16 protein-coding genes are annotated in these 19,378 nt (G+C 59.9%); 5 read left to right on the top strand and 11 right to left on the bottom strand.

What is annotated here, in order from left to right:
* Positions 1 to 26 precede the first annotated feature (26 nt).
* Both RBH10_RS07790 and RBH10_RS07785 read left to right on the top strand, forming a co-directional pair.
* Entirely contained in the window at positions 27 to 812 is a 786-nt protein-coding gene (locus RBH10_RS07790; RefSeq protein WP_026363971.1) for a ThuA domain-containing protein, read from the top strand.
* A gap of 6 nt (positions 813 to 818) precedes the next feature.
* Positions 819 to 1,868, top strand: coding sequence for a Gfo/Idh/MocA family protein (locus RBH10_RS07785; protein ID WP_281037543.1), 1,050 nt, complete (start codon positions 819 to 821; stop codon positions 1,866 to 1,868).
* 178 nt (positions 1,869 to 2,046) lie between these two features.
* On the opposite strand, the gene queE is transcribed toward RBH10_RS07785, so the two are convergent.
* The 9 genes from queE to RBH10_RS07740 form a co-directional block, all read right to left on the bottom strand.
* Positions 2,047 to 2,802: a 7-carboxy-7-deazaguanine synthase QueE gene (gene queE / locus RBH10_RS07780; protein ID WP_281037544.1), complete on the bottom strand. Its 756-nt coding sequence runs from the start codon at positions 2,800 to 2,802 to the stop codon at positions 2,047 to 2,049.
* Positions 2,799 to 3,155: a 6-carboxytetrahydropterin synthase QueD gene (gene queD / locus RBH10_RS07775; RefSeq protein WP_281037545.1), complete on the bottom strand. Its 357-nt coding sequence runs from the start codon at positions 3,153 to 3,155 to the stop codon at positions 2,799 to 2,801. The genes queE and queD overlap by 4 nt, the downstream gene beginning before the upstream one ends.
* Positions 3,155 to 3,865: a 7-cyano-7-deazaguanine synthase QueC gene (gene queC, locus RBH10_RS07770; RefSeq protein ID WP_281037546.1), complete on the bottom strand. Its 711-nt coding sequence runs from the start codon at positions 3,863 to 3,865 to the stop codon at positions 3,155 to 3,157. Before queC ends, queD begins: the two co-directional genes overlap by 1 nt.
* Positions 3,866 to 4,048: 183 nt before the next feature.
* Positions 4,049 to 5,182, bottom strand: coding sequence for a Gfo/Idh/MocA family protein (locus RBH10_RS07765; protein WP_045018553.1), 1,134 nt, complete (start codon positions 5,180 to 5,182; stop codon positions 4,049 to 4,051).
* 24 nt (positions 5,183 to 5,206) lie between these two features.
* Positions 5,207 to 5,971 carry a sugar phosphate isomerase/epimerase gene (locus RBH10_RS07760; protein WP_281037547.1) on the bottom strand — a complete coding sequence of 255 codons (765 nt, stop codon included), beginning with the start codon at positions 5,969 to 5,971 and terminating at the stop codon, positions 5,207 to 5,209.
* A 58-nt stretch (positions 5,972 to 6,029) separates the two neighbouring features.
* Positions 6,030 to 7,118, bottom strand: coding sequence for an ABC transporter ATP-binding protein (locus RBH10_RS07755; RefSeq protein WP_281037548.1), 1,089 nt, complete (start codon positions 7,116 to 7,118; stop codon positions 6,030 to 6,032).
* Positions 7,119 to 7,123: 5 nt separating this feature from the next.
* Positions 7,124 to 8,065: a carbohydrate ABC transporter permease gene (locus tag RBH10_RS07750; RefSeq protein ID WP_045018559.1), complete on the bottom strand. Its 942-nt coding sequence runs from the start codon at positions 8,063 to 8,065 to the stop codon at positions 7,124 to 7,126.
* A complete protein-coding gene (locus RBH10_RS07745) occupies positions 8,058 to 8,960 on the bottom strand; it encodes a carbohydrate ABC transporter permease (RefSeq protein WP_045018561.1) in 903 nt (300 codons plus the stop codon). Before RBH10_RS07745 ends, RBH10_RS07750 begins: the two co-directional genes overlap by 8 nt.
* A gap of 146 nt (positions 8,961 to 9,106) precedes the next feature.
* Positions 9,107 to 10,342 carry an ABC transporter substrate-binding protein gene (locus RBH10_RS07740; protein ID WP_281037549.1) on the bottom strand — a complete coding sequence of 412 codons (1,236 nt, stop codon included), beginning with the start codon at positions 10,340 to 10,342 and terminating at the stop codon, positions 9,107 to 9,109.
* A 306-nt stretch (positions 10,343 to 10,648) separates the two neighbouring features.
* Here RBH10_RS07740 and RBH10_RS07735 point away from each other — a divergent pair, with 306 nt between their 5' ends.
* The gene (locus RBH10_RS07735; protein ID WP_281037550.1) at positions 10,649 to 11,371 is read left to right on the top strand and encodes a CPBP family intramembrane glutamic endopeptidase; all 723 of its coding nucleotides are present in this window, start codon (positions 10,649 to 10,651) and stop codon (positions 11,369 to 11,371) included.
* 86 nt (positions 11,372 to 11,457) lie between these two features.
* Here RBH10_RS07735 and RBH10_RS07730 read toward each other — a convergent pair whose 3' ends face one another.
* The gene (locus tag RBH10_RS07730) at positions 11,458 to 12,888 is read right to left on the bottom strand and encodes a mannose-1-phosphate guanylyltransferase/mannose-6-phosphate isomerase (protein ID WP_045019151.1); all 1,431 of its coding nucleotides are present in this window, start codon (positions 12,886 to 12,888) and stop codon (positions 11,458 to 11,460) included.
* 265 nt (positions 12,889 to 13,153) lie between these two features.
* Entirely contained in the window at positions 13,154 to 15,583 is a 2,430-nt protein-coding gene (locus RBH10_RS07725) for a glucose/quinate/shikimate family membrane-bound PQQ-dependent dehydrogenase (RefSeq protein ID WP_281037551.1), read from the bottom strand.
* 326 nt (positions 15,584 to 15,909) lie between these two features.
* Between RBH10_RS07725 and RBH10_RS07720 the strand changes: the two genes are divergently transcribed.
* Both RBH10_RS07720 and RBH10_RS07715 read left to right on the top strand, forming a co-directional pair.
* A complete protein-coding gene (locus RBH10_RS07720) occupies positions 15,910 to 16,884 on the top strand; it encodes a LysR family transcriptional regulator (protein ID WP_281037552.1) in 975 nt (324 codons plus the stop codon).
* Between the two features lie 160 nt (positions 16,885 to 17,044).
* Entirely contained in the window at positions 17,045 to 19,333 is a 2,289-nt protein-coding gene (locus RBH10_RS07715) for an NADP-dependent malic enzyme (protein ID WP_045018570.1), read from the top strand.
* The last annotated feature ends 45 nt before the right edge of the window (positions 19,334 to 19,378 follow it).

Here is a 19,378-nt window from a genome sequence, read left to right as displayed (position 1 = left end):
CCCGGCTTTCACCGAGGAGCATGAAAATGACCATCAACACGGTTGTATGGGGCGAAAATATCCACGAACACATCAATGAGACGGTGCGTTCGATCTATCCAAACGGCATGCACAACACCATTGCCGACGCGCTGAACCAGAACCCGGAGATCAACGCCACCACCGCCACGCTGCAGGAGCCGGAACACGGACTTTCGCAGGAGCGTCTGGACAAGACCGACGTTCTCGTCTGGTGGGGCCACAAGGACCACGGCGCGGTTCAGGATGAGATCGTCGAGCGCGTCGCCAAGCGCGTCTGGGAAGGCATGGGCCTCATCGTCCTGCATTCCGGCCATTTCTCCAAGCCGTTCAAGCGGCTGATGGGCACGCCCTGCGCGCTGAAATGGCGCGAGGCCGGCGAACGCGAGCGTCTGTGGACGATCAATCCGCGCCACCCGATCGCAGCCGGTCTTCCCGAGCATTTCGAGCTGGAAAATGAGGAGATGTATGGCGAGCAGTTCTCCGTGCCGGAGCCTCTGGAAACCGTCTTCATCTCCTGGTTCCAGGGCGGCGAAGTCTTCCGTTCCGGCCTCACCTGGCGCCGCGGCGCGGGCAATATCTTCTATTTCCGCCCCGGCCACGAAACCTACCCGACCTATCACGACGCCAATGTGCAAAAGGTCATCAGCAATTCGGTGAAGTGGGCCTATAATCCGGCCGGCGCACTGACGAGCATCCACGCGGCCCCCAATGTTCCCGTCGACAAGGCGCTGGAGCCGATCGAAGAACGCGGCCCCAAGCTGCACAAGGCAGGCGAAGCAGGTTACAGGTAAAAAGCCATGAGACTTCTCATTCTCGGAACCGGCGGCATGGCCAACAACCATGCCACATATTTCGCGCAAATCCCCGGCGTCGAACTGGTGGCGGCGGTGGATGTGGACGATGTGGTGGTGCGGGGCTTTGCGCTTCGCCACAATATCCCGCTCTCCTTCACCTCACTGGATGACGCGATTGCCTGGGGTGAATTCGACGCGGCGGCAAACGTCACGCCTGACGCCATTCACCACCCGACCAGCCTTAAACTGCTGGCGGCGGGAAAGCACGTCTTCTGCGAAAAGCCGCTAGCGGAAAACTACGCCAAAGCCGCAGAAATGGCCGATGCGGCCGAAAAGGCCGGCCTCGTCGCCATGGTCAACCTCACCTATCGCAATGTCGCCCCCTTGCAGGCGGCACGCGAAATGGTGCTGGCGGGCAAGATCGGCAAGGTGCGCCATCTCGAAGCTTCCTATCTCCAGAGCTGGCTCGTTTCCAAGGCCTGGGGCGACTGGATGACGGAGAGCAAGTGGCTGTGGCGGCTTTCCACCAAGCACGGCTCGAATGGTGTTCTCGGCGATGTCGGCATCCACATTCTCGACTTCGCCTCCTATGGCGCGGGCAGCGATGTGGAGCGCATCTTCACGCGGCTTAAGACCTTCGACAAATATGAAGGCAACAGGATCGGCGTCTACGATCTCGACGCCAATGACAGCTTCACCATGACCGCCGAACTGGAAAACGGCGCCATGGGCGTCATCCATGCCAGCCGCTGGGCGACGGGGCATCTGAATGAACTTCGACTACGCATCCATGGCGACAAGGGTGCATTGGAAGTGATCCACACGCCTGACTATTCCAGCCTGCGGGCCTGCATTGGTGAGGATGTGGAAAAGGCAATCTGGAAGACGATCGATGTGGAGCCGGTGGCGACGAATTACGAAAAATTCGCCAAGGCGGTGATGGAAGGCGGCGTTGCCGACCCCGACTTCCGCCATGCCGCCAATCTGCAGAAGGTGCTTGATCTCTCGATCATCGCCGACCGTGAAAGACGCGAGCTGGCCGTTTCGGCCTGATTTGCAGAAGAGCGGCGGCGCAAGCCGCTGCTTGGGAGGAGTGATGTTCCTCCACATCGCTCCTCCCAATCGACGGCATCCTCGGGCTTGACCCGAGGATGCATGTCCTTCAACGGCGCGTGGATCCTCGCCTCAAGGGCGAGGATGATGGGGAAGGTGCGTGCCAATACGTGCCCCTTCAAACGCCCCGCTTATTCCCCCACAACAGCACATGCAGCTGCGGCAGCACGTGGGCGGAAAACCAGCGGTCTACGCTCACCTTGTCCACCAGCCACAACATGCGGTCCATGATCCCATCGACGTCCACGCGCGCGTCGTCATCATCGGGCGGCGGCGGGGTGTGGTTGCCGGGCTGGAGGTAAACCGGCAGATGCGGAAAGCGCGCGGATGCCGCCTTGGCATAGGCATAATCCGCATCATCGAAAACCACGATTTTCAGCGCCACCTGCGGTCCATCGCCGGCGGCGGCAAGACAGTTCTCGAAAGCCTGCCAGTCCGTTTCCATGCCGCTCGATGGCGGTTTCGGGCTCAGCACCAGATGATCGAGATCGGCGAACCAGTCCTTCGCGATGCTGCCCTGCGTTTCCAGTGCGAAACGATACCCCTCGCCCTGCCCCTTCGCGATCAAGGCCCCGAGCGGCTGGATGGCGGGGTTGCCGCCGGAGAGCGACACCGTCAAAGGCACGCCGCCGGAAAGCTGCCGCACCTCCTGCCAGATCGTCTCGACAGGCATCGGTTTCCACGTATCGCGGTACTCGCTGTCGACGGCATGCAGCGTATCGCACCAGGAACAGCGGTAATCGCAGCCGCCGGTGCGCACGAATACGGTCGGCAGGCCAATCAGCGGCCCCTCGCCCTGAATGGTCGGGCCAAAGATTTCGCTGATGCGGATCGCCGTCTCCTTCGCTGCAACCTTTCGTGCAGCCGCCGTCATGGCCGATATTCCGCCCAGGTCTTGGCGGTTTCGCTCACCCGCACGGCGCTGGTTTCAGGCAGGCTGAGCTTGCACCAGTCGTAAAAGTGCTTCGCCAGACATTCCGCCGTCACGCAGTCATGGCCGAGAACGTCGTTCAGGTGGCGATGGTCGAAATGATCGTCGATATAGCGCTTCAGCGGCGCCAGCTCGTGATAGTCGCGCACGAAACCATGCTCGTTGAGTTCTTCACCCGATAGTTCGACCTCGACGATGTAATTGTGCCCGTGCAGACGGGCGCACTGGTGGTCGGCGGGCAGGCGTTTCAGCTGGTGCGAGGCGGAGAAATGAAACTCCTTGGTGATGCGGAACATCAGCGCACCTCCTGCGCCGCATAGGCATTGGTGGCCGCCACCCAGAAATCGGGGTCCTCATAGTCGGTCGGATCGGTGACACCAGCCAGATGAAAGGCCTCGCGCCGTTCAACACAGGTGCCGCAGCGGCCGCAATGGCGCAAGCCGCCCTTGTAACAGGACCATGTTTCCCCAAACGGGGTGCCGTATTTCACGCCGTCGGTAACGATCGCCGCCTTGGAGACCGTGACATAGGGCGCGAAAAGCTTGACATCAGCATAACCTTCCAGCGCATGCGCCTGCATGGCGTTGAAACTGTCGATGAAGCCCGGCCGGCAATCGGGATAGATGAAATGGTCGCCGCCATGCACGGCGATCGCCACGGCATCCGCCTGCTGCGCGGCGGCAAGACCGAAGGCGATGGTGAGCATGATGGCGTTGCGGTTCGGCACCACGGTGGAGCGCATGGTCTCTTCCGCATAATGCCCGTCCGGCACCGCAATGTCGTCTGTCAGCGCCGAGCCGGTGAGATGCGCGCCGATGGTGCGGATATCAATGACATGATGCGGCACGCCGAGACGCCTTGCGCAATCGGCGGCGAAATCCAGTTCCTTCTTGTGGCGCTGGCCATAATCGAAGGAGACGAGAGCGAGAAGTTCATGTTCCGCTGCGATTTTATGCGCAAGCGAAACGGAGTCCAATCCGCCGGAGCAGATGACGATGGTTTTCATAATTTAGGATCCCTTGTTTTGACCGGGTGGGCTGCGACCGGATACGGCGCGGCTTTAAACCAAAGCGAAGGGATTGTGAAGAGCTTTAAGATGACAGCATTAGCGCACCGGTTGCTGCCGTTGCCGCTGAAAACAAAAAAAGCGGCGGAGTCGCCTCCGCCGCCTGTTCGATCGGTCGTCACATCAACGCAGCAGCGCCTGCGCTTCCTCGATGCCGAGCGCTGCCGGCTGGGTGCAGGTCGTGGTCATCTCGATGAAGCGGCCTTCTTCCCCGGATTTGAGGATGGAGGTCATCACGTCGATACCGTGCAGGGAGCGATCCAGCGAGCAGCGGGCATCACGGCCTTCCAGAATAGCAATCGCCATATCGGCAAGGCCTGCGGTGCGATAATTGGCGCGAGGGCCGTTCGGGCTTTCCTGATTGGCGATGCCGAAGGGATGCGCCCAGTCTTCAAGCGGCTGGATATTCTTGTCGCGCCCGCTCGCTTCCACCACGCCGCCGAAGAAGTTGGGGTCCGGCACGTAGATGGAGCCTTCCGTGCCGTAAAGCTCCATATTGGCGTGGCGATGCGACCACACGTCCCAGCTGGCCGAAAGCGTGATCGTCGCACCGTTCACGAATTCCAGCAGCGCATGGATATTGGTCGGCGTTTCAACCGGAATGATTTCACCGTTCAGCGGCTGGCTGGTTACCGTGCGGGTGGGGTTGGCCATTGACGTCAGGGCGCCAACACGCTTGACCGGGCCGATGAGGTTGATGAGATTGGCGACGTAATAGGGACCGAGATCGAGGATCGGCCCACCGCCCTTCAGGAAGAAGAAGCCCGGGTTCGGGTGCCACATCTCCATGCCGGGGCTCATCACATGGCAGGTGCCGGAGGTGATGCGCCCGACCTTGCCCTCGTCGATATATTGCCGGGCGAGCTGGTGAGCGCCGCCAAGGAAAGTATCCGGCGCGCAACCAACGGAGAGGTTCTTCTCCCGGGCGATACGCCGCAGTTCCTCCCCCTCTTCCAGCGAAAGCACCAGCGGTTTTTCCGAATAGACGTGTTTGCCCGCCTCAAGTGCCGCCTTCGACACCGGAAAATGCGCGGCGGGAATGGTGAGGTTCACCACCACGTCAATGTCCTTGTTGGCAAGCAGCTCCTCGATGGACTGCGCGACAACGCCAAATTCTTCGGCCCTCAGTTCCGCGGCATTACGGTTGAGATCGGCGCAGGCCAGCACCTTGATGCCCTTGAAGAGCGGCGCCAGCGAAAAGTAAGCAGACGAGATGTTGCCGCATCCGATGATGCCGACGCCAAGTTCCCTTTGCATGATGAAAACTCCGGAAATTGAAACTCAATAGGTTTTGAAGGCTGCGATCGAACGGGTGATCAGCCGGTCGATGTCCTTGGGGTTATCGTGCTCGACCACGAAATGTTTCGTGGCGGATTTCGCCTTCAGCGCCGCAACGAGACCCTTCCAGTCCACAGTACCATGACCGACATCAGCCCAGCCATCCTCATCGGTGTTTTCACCTGCCGGTGCGATGTCCTTGACGTGTACCGCAGTAATGCGCTTGCCGTAGCTTTCGATCCAGGCGAGCGGATCAGCATTGCCGCGGATGATCCAGGCAATATCGGCTTCCCATTTCAGGTCCGGTCCACCGGCAAAGATTTGCTCCTGCGGCGTAGAGCCGTCGGGCAGCACCTTGAACTCGAAATCGTGATTGTGCCAGCCGAAGGTCAGCCCGGCATCGACGAAGGGCTTGCTCGCTTCCTGCAGGCGCTTGCCGAAGGCAAACCATCCGGCTGCATCCGCCGGGCGCTGGTCAGGCATCAGGTAAGGGCAATAGATCGCCTCCACGCCCAGAACCTTGGCGATGTTCAGGGCCTTTTTCGGATCGCCCTCAAGAAGGTCGAGACCAAAATGGCCGGTCGGCATGGCAAGGCCGTTAGCGTCGAGTTCAGCGCGCAGGCTCTTCAGCCCGGCATCATCAAGCGAGGCGTACATGGCGCCGTAACCTTCGACATGTTTGTAACCCGCCGCCGAAAGCTTCTTCAGAATATTGGAAAACGGCTGGAAATTGCGGGCGCTGTAAAGCTGGAAACCGAGTTCTGTCATTATCTCCTCCATAGAGATTTGGGGCTTGGGATTGTGTGGGGGTAAAATCGGGGCCTTTCTAAAGCCGCTCTTCGCTCTGCGCGTCGAACAGCGAGGCCATGGTCAGGTCGAGGCCGAGGCGAACCCTGGTGCCTGGCGAAAACCGTCTGTGGCCGCCAACGCGCACGGACATGGTATGGCCGGCATGTTTCAGCCAGATCAGATTGTCGGCGCCCATCGGCTCCTCGATATCCACGATCGCCTCATGCACCTCACCACTGACAATGTCGGCATCGACGCGTACATGTTCGGGGCGAACGCCCAGAACCACGGCGCGGCCGGCAACAAGCGGCGCTTCCGGTTGATAGCCATTCAGCGAGAAGTTGACGCCATTGGTGGTGAACACAACCTTGCCATCCTTCTCGATCAACTCGCCGCGCAGAAAGTTCATCGACGGTGAGCCGATGAAGCCGGCGACGAAGAGGTTCCTCGGTTTGTTGTAGATGGTTACGGGATCGGCCAGCTGCTGGATGACACCGCTTTTCATGATGGCGATACGGTCCGCCAGCGTCAGCGCCTCGATCTGGTCGTGCGTCACATAAATCATGGTGTTTTTCAGCGACTGGTGCAGCCGCTTGATCTCGACACGCAGCTCCGAGCGCAGCTTGGCGTCGAGGTTGGAAAGCGGTTCGTCGAACAGGAACACATCCACATCGCGCACCAGCGCCCGGCCAATCGCCACACGCTGGCGCTGGCCGCCGGAAAGCTCGGCGGGCTTACGCTTCAGGAGAGGTTCGATCTGCAATATGCCGGCCGCCCTTTTAACGCGCCGGTCGATTTCCTCCCTCGGCACCTTGGCGACCTGAAGGCCGAAGGACAGGTTCTTCTCCACCGTCATCTGCGGATAAAGCGCATAGGACTGGAACACCATGCCGATGCCGCGATCCTTGGGTTCTTCCCAGGTGACGTTGCGGTCCTTGATGAAGATTTGCCCGTCGGTAGGCTCCAGAAGCCCGGCGATACAATTGAGAAGCGTCGACTTGCCGCAACCGGAAGAGCCGAGCAACACGAGGAATTCGCCGTCGTAAATATCGAGATTGAGGTCTTTCAGCACGGTAACGGCACCGAAGGACAGGGAAAGATCGCGAATGGAAACGCTTTTGTTCATATAACTCAACCTTTTACTGCGCCTGCAGCGATGCCGCGGACGAAAAGCCTGCCGGAGACGAAATAGACGATCAGCGGCACAGCCCCGGTGAGCAGGGTTGCGGCCATGTTGACGTTGTATTCCTTCACGCCCTGCACGGAGTTGACGATATTATTGAGCTGCACGGTCATCGGGTAATATTCCGGCCGCGTGAACACCACGCCGAACAGGAAGTCGTTCCAGATGCCGGTCACCTGCAGGATCATCGCCACGACGAAGATCGGCAGTGACATGGGCAGCATGATGCGGAGATAAATCTGCCAGAAATTGGCGCCATCAATGCGCGCCGCCTTGAACAGTTCTTCCGGCAACGAAGCGAAATAGTTGCGGAAGAGCAGCGTCAGGATCGGCATGCCGAAGATGGTGTGCACGATAACGAGGCCGGTCAGCGTGCCATAAACGCCCATTTCGCGCAGCACGATGACGATCGGATAGATCATCACCTGATAGGGGATGAAAGCACCGATGATGAGGATCGAGAAGAACAGTTCCGACCCTTTGAACTTCCAGTTCGCGATGGCGTAACCGCTGACGGAAGCGACGATGATCGAGATGACGACCGAAGGCACGAGGATGCGTACCGAGTTCCAGAAGCCACGCGAAAGCCCATCGCAATTCAGCCCGGTGCAGGCATTTGCCCAGGCCTTCACCCATGGTTCGAATGTAATCTCCACCGGCGGCGCGAAGATGTTGCCGAGCCGGATTTCCGGCATGCCCTTCAGTGAGGTGACGACCATCACGTAAAGCGGCAGCAGATAATAGGCGGCGGCAACGAACAGCGTGCCGTAAAGAATGATGTTGCGGCGGGAAAATGTTTTTCTCGGCTTCTTGCCGCGCGGGCCGGAAAGCTCCCTGGCGACCGTATCGGTTGCGGCGGCGCCCGTATTCAATGTACTGATATTAGCCACGCTTCTTGCCTCCAAATTCGAGGTAGGCCCATGGGATGACGATGATGGCGACGGTCAGAAGCATCATGGTCGAGGCGGCGAAGCCCTGCCCCAGATTCTGCGCCTGGAACATGTAGTCATAGACATATTTCGCCGGCACTTCGGACGCGATGCCCGGTCCGCCACTGGTCTGCGCCACGACCAGATCGTAGACCTTGACGATGCCGCTGGCGATGATGACGAGCGTGGTGATGAAAACCGGCCGCATCATGGGAATGATGATGAGAATATAGGTCTTCCACATCGGGATGCCGTCAACGCGCGTCGCCTTCCAGATATCCTCGTCGATACCGCGAAGACCGGCCAGCATCAGGCACATGACGAGCCCCGTGCCCTGCCAGAGCGCCGCAATCAGGATGCCGTAGATGACGATCTGCGGATTATAGAGCGGATCGAAGGTGAAGCTTTCCCACCCAAGCGAACGGACCACGGACTGAATGCCGAATTCGGGGTTCAACAACCATTGCCAGACAAGGCCGGTGACGATGAACGACAAAGCAAAGGGATAAAGGAAGATCGTGCGGAAAGTGTTTTCGAAACGGATCTTCTGATCCATCAGCGCCGCCAGCACGAAGCCGATGACAAGGCTGAAGATCAGCGACAGAATGCCGTAGATCGCCAGATTCTGGATGGAAATGATCCAGCGCGGCGCGGCCCACAACCGCTCATACTGGTCGAAACCGATGAAGGTCGCACGCGGCAGAAGCTTGGAATTGGTAAACGAATAAATCACCGTCCAGACCGTTCCACCGAGAAAAATCACGACGGCGGTCAGGATCATGGGAATGGATGCAATCTTCGAATTGAGATTGCGGAAAAGTTGGTTGGGGCGGCCGGAGCGCGCTTGACCCGCCATGGATGACCCTCCTCCTATAACGTTACAATAGACGGCCGAGCACAAAAAAGACCCGCCGCATAACATCCCGGCCAAACAGACTGTTGCTGGATGGACCGGACCGATCGGGGGAACAGCGAACCGCTCCCCCGTCGTAGGAGGTAACGTCAGTCAGCCGAGCTGATGATGCTCGCGAAGCGCTTCTGCGCGTCTTCGGCGGTCATCGAGGTGCTGGCGAAAAATTCCGCCATCAGGTCTTCCTTCTGCTTCTGCGAATCCGCGGAAATCAGCTGGTCTGTGCTGGTCAGCGCATTGCCCTTGGCCAGAATTTCCAGACCCTTCTTCATGCAGTCGTTGGCTGCATTGAGGTCCACGTCGCCGCGGATGGGCAGCGAGCCCTTTTTCAGATTGAAAGCGACCTGCGTTTTCGGATCGACGATGGTTGCGGCCAGAACGTCTTGCGCCTTGGTTTTCGCCTCATCCTTCAGAACCGGGAAATAGAAAGCATCGCCGCCTGTCGTGAGATAGTCGTTGAGGCCGAGGCCCGGCAGGCAGGTATAATCCGTGCCGGCCTTCTGGTTGGCAAGCTGGAATTCACCCTGCGCCCAGTCGCCCATGATCTGGCCGCCGGCCTTGCCTGTTATGACCATGTTGGTGGCCTGGTTCCAGTCCTGAACATTGGTGCCCCTGGCCATGTCGCGGGCCTCGACGGCGGCCGCAAAAATCTTCGCCATTTCGGGACCGGCCGCCGCTTCGGCATCCTTGTCACCATAAACCTTCTGATAAAGGTCTTTGCCGCCGATCGAAAGCGTCAGCGTGTCGAACAGACCGTTCGCCTGCCATGCCTGGCCACCGAGCGCGAGCGGCTGGATGCCGGCCTTTTTCAGCGCCGGTGCTGCGGCGACAAACTCGGTCCAGTTCTTCGGAACCTCAACGCCCGCCTTCTTGAAAGCTTCGTTGGAAAGCCACAGCCATTGCCAGGAATGAATGTTGACGGGTGCACAATAGATCTTGCCGTCGATGGTGCAGCTGTCGAGCAGACTTGCCGGCTTGATGACCTCTTTCCACTTGCCCTTTTCGGCAACGTCGGAAAGGTCGCGCATAAGGCCGGCCTGCACCAGCTCTTCCGCCTGACGGCCGTGGTTGAATTGGGTGGCACCCATCGGGTCGCCGCCGGTGATACGGCTGATCATGATCGGGCGGGCCGTGCCGCCCGAGCCGGCAATGGCACCGTCCACCCATTTGTTGCCGGTGGCATCAAAAGCCTTGGCAAGTTCGGCGACGGCGGCGGCTTCGCCGCCCGATGTCCACCAATGGGTAACTTCAAGATCGGTAGCCCCAGCGATACCCGCCGGAATCATAACACTGGCCAAAAAGGCCGCAGAAATAACGCGCATTCGCATGAGTCTCCTCCCTCACTGAAACGTTGCAGTTGGAACGTATGCGAAGATTTTTGATTAGGCAACCGCCTAAGATACGAATCTCGCGGCGGCTCCTCAAAGCCTTTTGAATAGTCATTAAACGAGCCGAACGACCGGTTTTCGCCTGGAAAAGGAAGGCACGGGAATGGGAAAATGCCGAATGCGCAATGAGGACGGCGCATGCGTAATCCGCATGCAATGCAGCATCTCTATGTCTTTGAACTTTGATGCCGGTTCCGGCAGTCAGATTGCAAAATCCCGGGACGGGCAAGGAACAGGTGGGCGATAGTGAAACGTTGGCACATTCTTTTGATGATCGGACTGGCGGGAGTCGTCTCGCTTTTGCTTGCGCCGTTTGAACGGCTGGCACCGGGACAGGACCTTTCCTTCGCGATCCGTATTCTGATGCTCATCCAGCCGGCAGTCCTGACCATCGTTGCGGTGGCGGCAGGTCAAGCGCTCGCCGGCAGGGTTGGGCTCGGCACTCCACTGATCGATGCCTGGTTGCAGGGAACAGTGGTTGGTCCAGTCTTGCGCAGACAGGCCCCGCCCGCCCTGCTGGCAGGTCTCATCGTCGGCCTGTTGATGATCGCCTATTCCTCCGCGATCCTGCCTTCGGTTGCCGATACGGCGACAATGGAGAGAATGGCCGCGTTTGAGGTTCCACTCGCCGCCCGGCTTCTCTATGGCGGGATAACCGAAGAACTGCTGACCCGATGGGGTTTGATGGTGTTTTTCGCGTGGGGACTCTGGCGCATGACAGGAAGGGGTCGGGTACGTCCGGCCATTCTCCGGACCGCCATTCTGATGGCGGCAGCCCTGTTTGCCGTGGGCCACCTGCCCTTTCTGTTTGCCATCGCCGTTCATCCGCAACCATCGCTGATCGTGGTTATCCTGCTTGCCAATTTTATCCCCGGACTGTTGTTCGGATGGTTGTTCTGGCGGCGCGGGTTGGAGGCGGCAATGCTTTCCCATGCCTTCGCCCATTGCGTGAACGCGCTGGTCTCCTGACCCGGCGGAACGGCAGAGAAACTACGGGTTTATGATCCCGGCCTCACCGGCCGGGATAAAATGCCGCGTCAGTACGGGCGACAATCCTATTGTCTCTTGTAATCATCCTCGATGCGGATGACGTCGTCTTCGCCGATATAGGCACCAGTCTGGATTTCCACCAGCTCGAGCGGAATCTGCCCCTCATTGGCAAGCCGGTGCGGCTGGCCAATCGGGATATAGACAGACTGGTTTTCCGTCAGCAGCCGGGTTTCGTCACCAATCGTCACCGTCGCGGTTCCCTTGACGATGATCCAGTGTTCCGAGCGGTGATAGTGTTTCTGGAACGAAATGCGGTGGCCGGGATCGACCGTGATGTGGCCGACGCGGTAGCGCTCATCCACATACATGTGTTCGATATAACCCCACGGACGATAGACGCGCTTGTGCGACTGTGTCTGCGGTGCGTGTTCGCCATCCTTCAGCTTTTCCACCAGTCCTTTTACGTCCTGCACCCGGTTTTTCGGCACGACCAGAACCGCGTCCTTGGTCGCCACCACCACGAGATCTTTCGCCCCAACGACCGTCGTCAGCAATTGCGTCGAATGGATCAGGCAGCCCTCGGAATCGACGAAGACGCCATCGCCTTCGAGTGCATTGTCGTTGCCTTGCTTGTCGGCGATCTCCCAGATCGCATCCCAGCTGCCAATATCCGACCAGCGGAAATGGCCGTGTACCACTGCCATGCGCTTCGTTTTCTCGATCACCGCATAGTCGATGGAGTTTTTCGGCGAGGCCTCGAAGCTTGCCTGATGCAGACGCACGAAACCAAGGTCGCTTTCATACTGTTCGACCGATTGCGTTACCGCTGCAAGAATCTCCGGCGCGAATGCCTTCAGCTCGTCGATCATCACGTCGGAACGGAAGAGGAAGTTGCCGGAGTTCCAGAGATAACCTTTTTCCAGATAGGAGATAGCCGTCTTCACATCCGGCTTTTCCACGAAAGCCTCGACGATGCTGAGGTCTGCTTCGCCATCGATCGCCTCGCCCGGCTTGATATAACCATAGGAGGTACGCGGCTCGGTCGGCACCAGACCGAAAACGACGATATTGCCCTGATCGGCTGCCTTGGCGCCGAGCCTCACAGCCTCCGAGAATTTGTCGGCATCCAGCACCACATGGTCGGCGGCGAGCGCCAGCACCAGACATCCCGGCTCCCGGCGCTCAGCCAGCACGGCGGCAGCGGCCATGGCGGCAGCACTGTCGCGACGGGCGGGTTCGAGAACCACCGTCGCCGGCAAGCCGATCTCTTCCGCCTGACGGCGGGCGAAGAAGCGGAAATCCTCGTTGGTGATCACCAGCGGCTCGGCATAAAGCCCCTTGTCGGCCACGCGCGTGAGTGTCTGCTGATAGGTCGAAAGATTGCCGACCAGCGGCTGGAACTGCTTGGGCAACTGATCGCGCGATACCGGCCAAAGCCGCGACCCCGCCCCTCCGGCCAGAAGAACAGGCGTGATCTTTCGAGATTGTTCCTTCACAGCAAAAAACCTTTCCAACTTAAAAATTTCCGGCGGGCCGGACAATATACATATTTACCAATACCGCCATCATCGGTTCGTGGGCAGATAAGCGCAAGCTCATAAGTTCACCTTGTGAAAGCTTGGTGAATGACGGACCCGTTTTGCTAACGCAAGGGAGCAGGTGAGGTTCCGCACGGGGTATGATCCGCTGCGCTGGTGGGCGGCAAAGAAAAACCCGGACCAAGGCCCGGGTTTTCATTTTCAGAGTGACGAAAAGTCAGGATCAGTTCGGCAGCGCATAGGCGATGACGTAGTCGCCGCGATCGGGAGACTGGCGTGCGCCACCCGCCGAAATGACGACATATTGCTTGCCGGTCTTCGGAGACTTGTAGCTCATCGGGCCGCCCTGGCTGCCGACCGGAAGGCGGGCCTTCCAGACTTCCTTGCCGGTCGCCGTATCGAAGGCGCGCAGATAATAATCCTGCGTGCCGGCGATGAAGACGAGACCGCCCTGGGTGGCGAGCGTGCCGCCGAGCGTTGGCATGCCGATCGGGATCGGCAGGCCCATCTTGATACCGAGCGGACCCGTATCCTCGACTGTGCCAACCGGCACCTGCCACTTGATCTGCTGCGTCTTCATGTCGATCGCGGTCATCGAGCCATAGGGCGGAGCCTGGCACGGGATACCGAGAGCCGACAGGAAACGGTTCTTGTTCACCGCATAGGGCGTGCCCTTCATGGGAACGACGCCCATGCCGGTGTTGACGCTTTCGCCACCGCTCGCAACTGCCTTGGTGGGCGCGGCTTCCTTCATCTCGATCCAGAGACCCAGACGCATGTCGTTGACGAAGATGGTGTTGGTGGTCGGATCGGTTGAAATACCGCCCCAGTTCATGCCGCCGAGCGAACCCGGAAAAGCGAGCGAGAGATCGGTACCCGGCGCCGTATAGAGGCCCTCATAACGCATGCCCTTGAAGGCGATACGGCACAAAAGCTGGTCGAACGGGGTTGCGCCCCACATATCGGCTTCCGTCAGCGTCTGGGCACCGATCTGCGGCATGCCCACCGAACGCGGCTGCGTCGGTGCATATGGCTCGTTGGGAATGTTGCCGGCCTTGACCGGAACGTCTTCCACCTTGGTCAGCGGCTTGCCCGTGGCGCGATCCAGAACGTAGATCTGCCCGGCCTTGGTGCCGAAGACCAGAGCCGGAACAGTCGTTCCGTCCGTCTTCGGGAAATCGACGAAGCTCGGCTGCATCGGCACGTCGAAGTCCCAGAGGTCATTGTGAACCGTCTGGTAGACCCACTTTTCACGGCCGGTCGTAGCATCCAGCGCCAGCATCGAAGCGCCGTATTTATGGTCGAGCGGCGTGCGCGTCGCGCCATAGAGATCGACGGAAGGGCTGCCGACCGGCATGAAGACCGTGTTCAAGTCCGGGTCGTAGGACATGGAAGCCCAGACGTTCGGAGTGGAACGGGTATAGGTCTGGCCCGGAGGCGGCAGCTTGGTGATTTCAGGATTGCCGGGGTCGAACGCCCAGCGAAGCTCACCCGTCACCACGTCAAAACCACGCATCACGCCGCCAGGCATATCCACCTGCACGTTGTCGGCGATACGTCCGCCAACAACGACAGTGGTGCCGGCAAGTGTGGGCGCCGATGTCAGCACATATTGCGGGTCCGGCGCATCGCCGAGACCGATCTTGAGATCGACGCGGCCATTGGTGCCGAAGTCAGGGCAAAACGCGCCGGTGTCGGCATCGAGCGCGATGAGTTCCGCATTGATGGTGTTCATCAAAATGCGGCGCTGGCAAAGTGCGCCCTCGGCCACTATTGCCGGCGTAACAGGCGTTGCGCCCGGCGCGGTCGGCTGCTTCAGCGGCGCCTTGGCATCGAAATAGGCAAGACCACGGCAACGCATCCACACGGTGGATTTGGCATTGATTTCCGCCTTCCACTTCTGCGCACCGGTATCGGCGTCGAGAGCGATGACGTTGTTATGCGGCGTGCACAGGAACACGGTGTCGCCCACCTGCAGCGGCGTTTCCTGATCTTCCGCGCCGTTCGCGCCGGGGCTGATCGGGGTGTCACCGGTGTGATAGGTCCATGCAACCTCAAGGTTCTTGACGTTGTCGCGGGTGATTTCGTCAAGCGCCACAAAGCGGCTGCCACCGGCCGTGTTGCCGTAGTGCTCCCAGTTCTTCTGTTCCTTTTCCGGCGTCACCGGCGTCAGCGCAGCAACCTCGCCTTTGAACGCGACGGTCGGATGCGGCACGAACATGCCGGCAAAACCGGCACCGGACGCAATGGCCAGAACAGCGGCAACGGCAAAGGAGGTGCCGTAAGCCGGTGTCTTGCCGGCCGCGCGGCGCAGCAACGGATAGGAGAGCGCAACGACCGTGGCGCCTACACCCAATGCCAGCAGGCGCGAGATGAGCGGCCAGAAGTGCAATCCGGCCTCCCATACAGCCCAGACGCCGCTGAGGATGAAAACAAGGCCGAACAGCAGTGCGCCGGCGGGCTTGCGCAAAATGATGAGCAGGCCGGAGATAATCAGCGCGATACCCGCCGAGACGAAATAAAGGCTGCCGCCGAGTGCTGCGAGCTGCCCGCCGCCAATGGCGAAGAACAGGCCCGCAGCGATGATGACGACGCCAAGCAGCAACAGCCATAATCTGGCTGGAACCGACGTTGAGGTTGCTGGTTTACTCATGAATTAAATATCCGGTTAGGAGAGCCGCCGCGAAGGCTGACGCCCGGTTATCGTTCAAAGCCCGGCCAAGGCCAGACAGTCCGCCGCACTTTCGGCTGAGCGCAGATGCGATGAAGGCGGCGCGGCTGAACGGGGAACAATGGTGGGGAAGACTTCCGTCGTGACTGTCATTTTGACCCATTCACTGCAGGTTACCGCCGGCCCCATGGACGACGGACAAGGTGCTCGAACAAATCCTCCCCGGTCCGGATCGCAAACGCCCACTTGCGGACACTGGGCGACCGAAACCTTGGCTGCGGTATAACGTCGCCCGCGACAAGATGACAATGCGCAAGACGGGCAATTTTGATAAGCTATGCTTATACCATATCAACACCTGCAACACAAAGACCTCTCCGCCGATGGATATTCGCCAGCTTGCAATTTTTGTGGAAGCCGCAAGGGCCAGGAATTTCCGCGCTGCCGCCTTGCAGCTCGGCATTGCCCAGCCTGCCGTCACCCAACGTATCCGGCAACTGGAGGAGAATCTGGGCTTCAAGCTCTTTCACCGTATCAATCGCGGCGTGGAACTCACACCGGCAGGCCAGTCGATGCTGGTCGATGCGGAGGAAATCCTTGCCCGCACCAAGGGCGCGCTGGAAAAGGCGCATCAGATAAGGCGCGGCCAGCTCGGCACGTTGCGTATCGGCTTCGGCACCAGCGTGATGGCGGAACGCAAATTGCCGGCGCTGATCACCCGTTATGGCAACGACCATAAGGAGGTCACGCTGGAACTGCTGCCCGGCATGACGATGGAACAGTTGATCGAGCAGGTGGCGACGCGCAAGACCGATGTCGCCTTCATTCGCGCACCCTTGCCCCAGTTACCGCAGAGCCTGAGGGCCATGCCCTTCGATCGCTCGAAACTGTGTGTCGCCCTGCCGGAGCGCCATCCGCTTGCCTCCCGCTCCAGAATTTCGGTTGGCGATATCGTGCGGGAAAAACTGCTGCTGCCGGTTGACGAGATCGGCCTTGGCCTCAGCAGCAGCGCGCTTTCGCTTTTCGAGGATGCCGGCTGCGAGCCGGAAATCGGCATGCGCATCGCCAACGTCAATACCATCCTTGCCCTCGTGGAAGCGGGTGCTGGAATTTCCATCCTGCCGGAAAGCACGGTACGCTCCACAAGGGGTATCACCGGTGTGCCGCTGGAAAGCGCCGATGCCTGGTCAGATTGCGTGCTGGTCGTCAGGCGCGGCCAGCTTGCCCTCCACGTCGATGCCTTCGTGAATATGGCGCGCCAAGCCTACCGGCCCAGCCTGTAACGCCGACAATACGGACTTAATCGATTGAATCGGCCACAAGTTTCTTCGCGGCCAAATTTGCTGCACTGAACAACATTCAACGCTTGGCAGGCGCGCGAAAAATACAATAACAACGACGGATATTTTTACAGGATTATCGACAGGAAAGCACGCTCAGCCCATGTCCGACACGACGAAGCCCGCCAGCCCCAGAACATCGGTTACGGATCAGGAAGCACTGGATTTCCACGCGCAAGGCAGACCGGGGAAACTGGAAATCACCCCGACCAAGCCGATGGCGACGCAGCGGGATCTGTCGCTTGCCTATTCGCCGGGTGTGGCCGTGCCGGTGAAAGCCATCGCCGAAAATCCGGCGACCGCTTACGATTATACGACGCGCGGCAACATGGTGGCCGTCATTTCCAACGGCACGGCAATCCTCGGCCTCGGCAATCTAGGCGCGCTCGCCTCCAAGCCGGTCATGGAAGGCAAGTCGGTTCTGTTCAAGCGCTTTGCGGATGTGGATTCCATCGACCTTGAGGTCGATACCGAAGACGCCGACGAATTCATCAACTGCGTGCGTTACCTTGGCCCCTCCTTCGGCGGTATCAATCTGGAAGACATCAAGGCGCCGGAATGTTTCATCATCGAAAGCCGCCTGCGCGAGCTGATGGATATTCCCGTCTTCCATGACGACCAGCACGGCACCGCCATCATCGCCGCCGCCGGCCTCATCAACGCCATCGAACTGACCGGCCGCGACTTCAAGACGACGAAACTCGTCTGCAACGGTGCCGGCGCTGCCGCCATCGCCTGTATGGACCTCATCAAGGCCATGGGTTTCAACCCTGAAAACATCACGCTTTGCGACACCAAGGGTGTGATCTACCAGGGCCGTACCGAAGGCATGAACCAGTGGAAATCCGCCCATGCGGTGAAGACCGACAACCGCACGCTAACTGAAGCCATGAAGGGCGCGGATGTCGTATTCGGCCTGTCGCAGAAGGGCGCCTTCAGCGAAGAGATGATCCGCTCGATGGCGCCGAAGCCGATCATTTTCGCGATGGCCAACCCGGACCCCGAAATCACTCCCGAGGAAGTATCTCGCATCCGCGACGACGCCATCATGGCGACCGGACGTTCGGATTATCCGAACCAGGTCAACAACGTCCTCGGCTTCCCCTATATCTTCCGCGGCGCGCTCGATGTCCGCGCCAGCCAGATCAACGATGCAATGAAGATCGCCGCCGCGCAGGCGCTGGCAGATCTTGCCCGCGAAGACGTGCCGGACGATGTGGCAGCCGCCTATCAGGGCAACCGCCCGCGCTTCGGATCGCAATACATCATTCCGGTCCCTTTCGATCCGCGCCTGATCTCCGCCATTCCGGTGGCCGTGGCGAGAGCCGCCATCGAAACCGGCGTCGCCCGCCGCGAACTACCCGATCTCGATGCCTATGCCCGCGAGCTTTCCGCCCGCCGCGACCCGATGGCCTCCACCACGCAGCGCCTTTACGAGCGCGTGCGCCGGTCGCCGAAGCGGGTCGTTTTTGCGGAAGCCGAAGAAGAGCAGGTGATGCGCGCGGCGATCTCGTTCACCGCTCAAGGCCTCGGCACCGCCATCCTGCTCGGCCGTGACGATATCATCAAGGCCAATGCGGAACGCGCCGGCATCGATCTCGACCGCGCCAATATCGAAATCACCAATGCGCGTCTTTCCAGCCGCGTTGATGCCTATGTCGATTATCTCTATGCACGCCTGCAGCGTGGCGGCTTCCTGCTGCGCGACGTGCAACGCCTGATCCACAACGACCGCAACCACTTCGCCGCCTGCATGGTGGCGATGGGCGATGCGGACGCCGTGGTCACCGGCGTCACCCGTAACTATTCCACCGCGCTGGAAGATATCCGTCGTTGCATCAACACCAAGCCCGGCCATCGCGTCATCGGCGTTTCGCTGGTCGTCTCGCGCAACCGCACCGTCTTCGTGGCCGATACCGCCGTGCATGACATGCCGAATGCGGAAGACCTTGCCGATATCGCCGAAGAGGCAGCCGGTCTCGCCCGCCGTTTCGGCTATGAGCCGCGCGTTGCCATGCTCGCCTATTCCACCTTTGGCCAGCCAACCGGCGAACGCTCCGACAAGGTGCGCGAAGCGGTGAAAATCCTCGACAAGCGCAATGTCAATTTCGAAGTCGACGGCGAAATGTCTGCCGACGTGGCGCTCAATCATCATCGCATGCAGAGCCAGTTTCCTTTCGCCCGCCTTTCCGGCGCGGCCAACGTCCTGGTCATGCCCGCCATCCATTCCGCCTCCATCTCCACCAAGATGTTGCAGGAACTGGGCGGTGCGACCGTCATCGGCCCGCTTCTCGTCGGCCTCGACAAATCGGTGCAGATCACCTCGATGGGCGCCAAGGACAGCGATATCGTCAACATGGCGGCAATCGCGGCCTATAACGCCGGTCGGTGAGACGGGCAGCATTGCGGCGCATTTCTTCTCCCCGCCGGGGAGAAG

The sequence above is a fragment of the Rhizobium sp. AN73 genome (assembly GCF_030757975.1).
Classification (GTDB): domain Bacteria; phylum Pseudomonadota; class Alphaproteobacteria; order Rhizobiales; family Rhizobiaceae; genus Agrobacterium; species Agrobacterium arsenijevicii.
Note: the sequence above shows the minus strand (reverse complement) of the source record. Positions and strands in the feature narration are given on the sequence as shown.

Bases quoted from the DNA above. Each gene is read 5' to 3' on its own strand.
- RBH10_RS07790 (WP_026363971.1), top strand. From the start codon at position 27: ATGACCATCAACACGGTTGTATGGGGCGAAAATATCCACGAACACATC.
- RBH10_RS07785 (WP_281037543.1), top strand. From the start codon at position 819: ATGAGACTTCTCATTCTCGGAACCGGCGGCATGGCCAACAACCATGCC.
- queE (WP_281037544.1), bottom strand. From the start codon at position 2,802: ATGACGGCGGCTGCACGAAAGGTTGCAGCGAAGGAGACGGCGATCCGC.
- queD (WP_281037545.1), bottom strand. From the start codon at position 3,155: ATGTTCCGCATCACCAAGGAGTTTCATTTCTCCGCCTCGCACCAGCTG.
- queC (WP_281037546.1), bottom strand. From the start codon at position 3,865: ATGAAAACCATCGTCATCTGCTCCGGCGGATTGGACTCCGTTTCGCTT.
- RBH10_RS07765 (WP_045018553.1), bottom strand. From the start codon at position 5,182: ATGCAAAGGGAACTTGGCGTCGGCATCATCGGATGCGGCAACATCTCG.
- RBH10_RS07760 (WP_281037547.1), bottom strand. From the start codon at position 5,971: ATGACAGAACTCGGTTTCCAGCTTTACAGCGCCCGCAATTTCCAGCCG.
- RBH10_RS07755 (WP_281037548.1), bottom strand. From the start codon at position 7,118: ATGAACAAAAGCGTTTCCATTCGCGATCTTTCCCTGTCCTTCGGTGCC.
- RBH10_RS07745 (WP_045018561.1), bottom strand. From the start codon at position 8,960: ATGGCGGGTCAAGCGCGCTCCGGCCGCCCCAACCAACTTTTCCGCAAT.
- RBH10_RS07740 (WP_281037549.1), bottom strand. From the start codon at position 10,342: ATGCGAATGCGCGTTATTTCTGCGGCCTTTTTGGCCAGTGTTATGATT.
- RBH10_RS07725 (WP_281037551.1), bottom strand. From the start codon at position 15,583: ATGAGTAAACCAGCAACCTCAACGTCGGTTCCAGCCAGATTATGGCTG.
- RBH10_RS07720 (WP_281037552.1), top strand. From the start codon at position 15,910: ATGCGCAAGACGGGCAATTTTGATAAGCTATGCTTATACCATATCAAC.
- RBH10_RS07715 (WP_045018570.1), top strand. From the start codon at position 17,045: ATGTCCGACACGACGAAGCCCGCCAGCCCCAGAACATCGGTTACGGAT.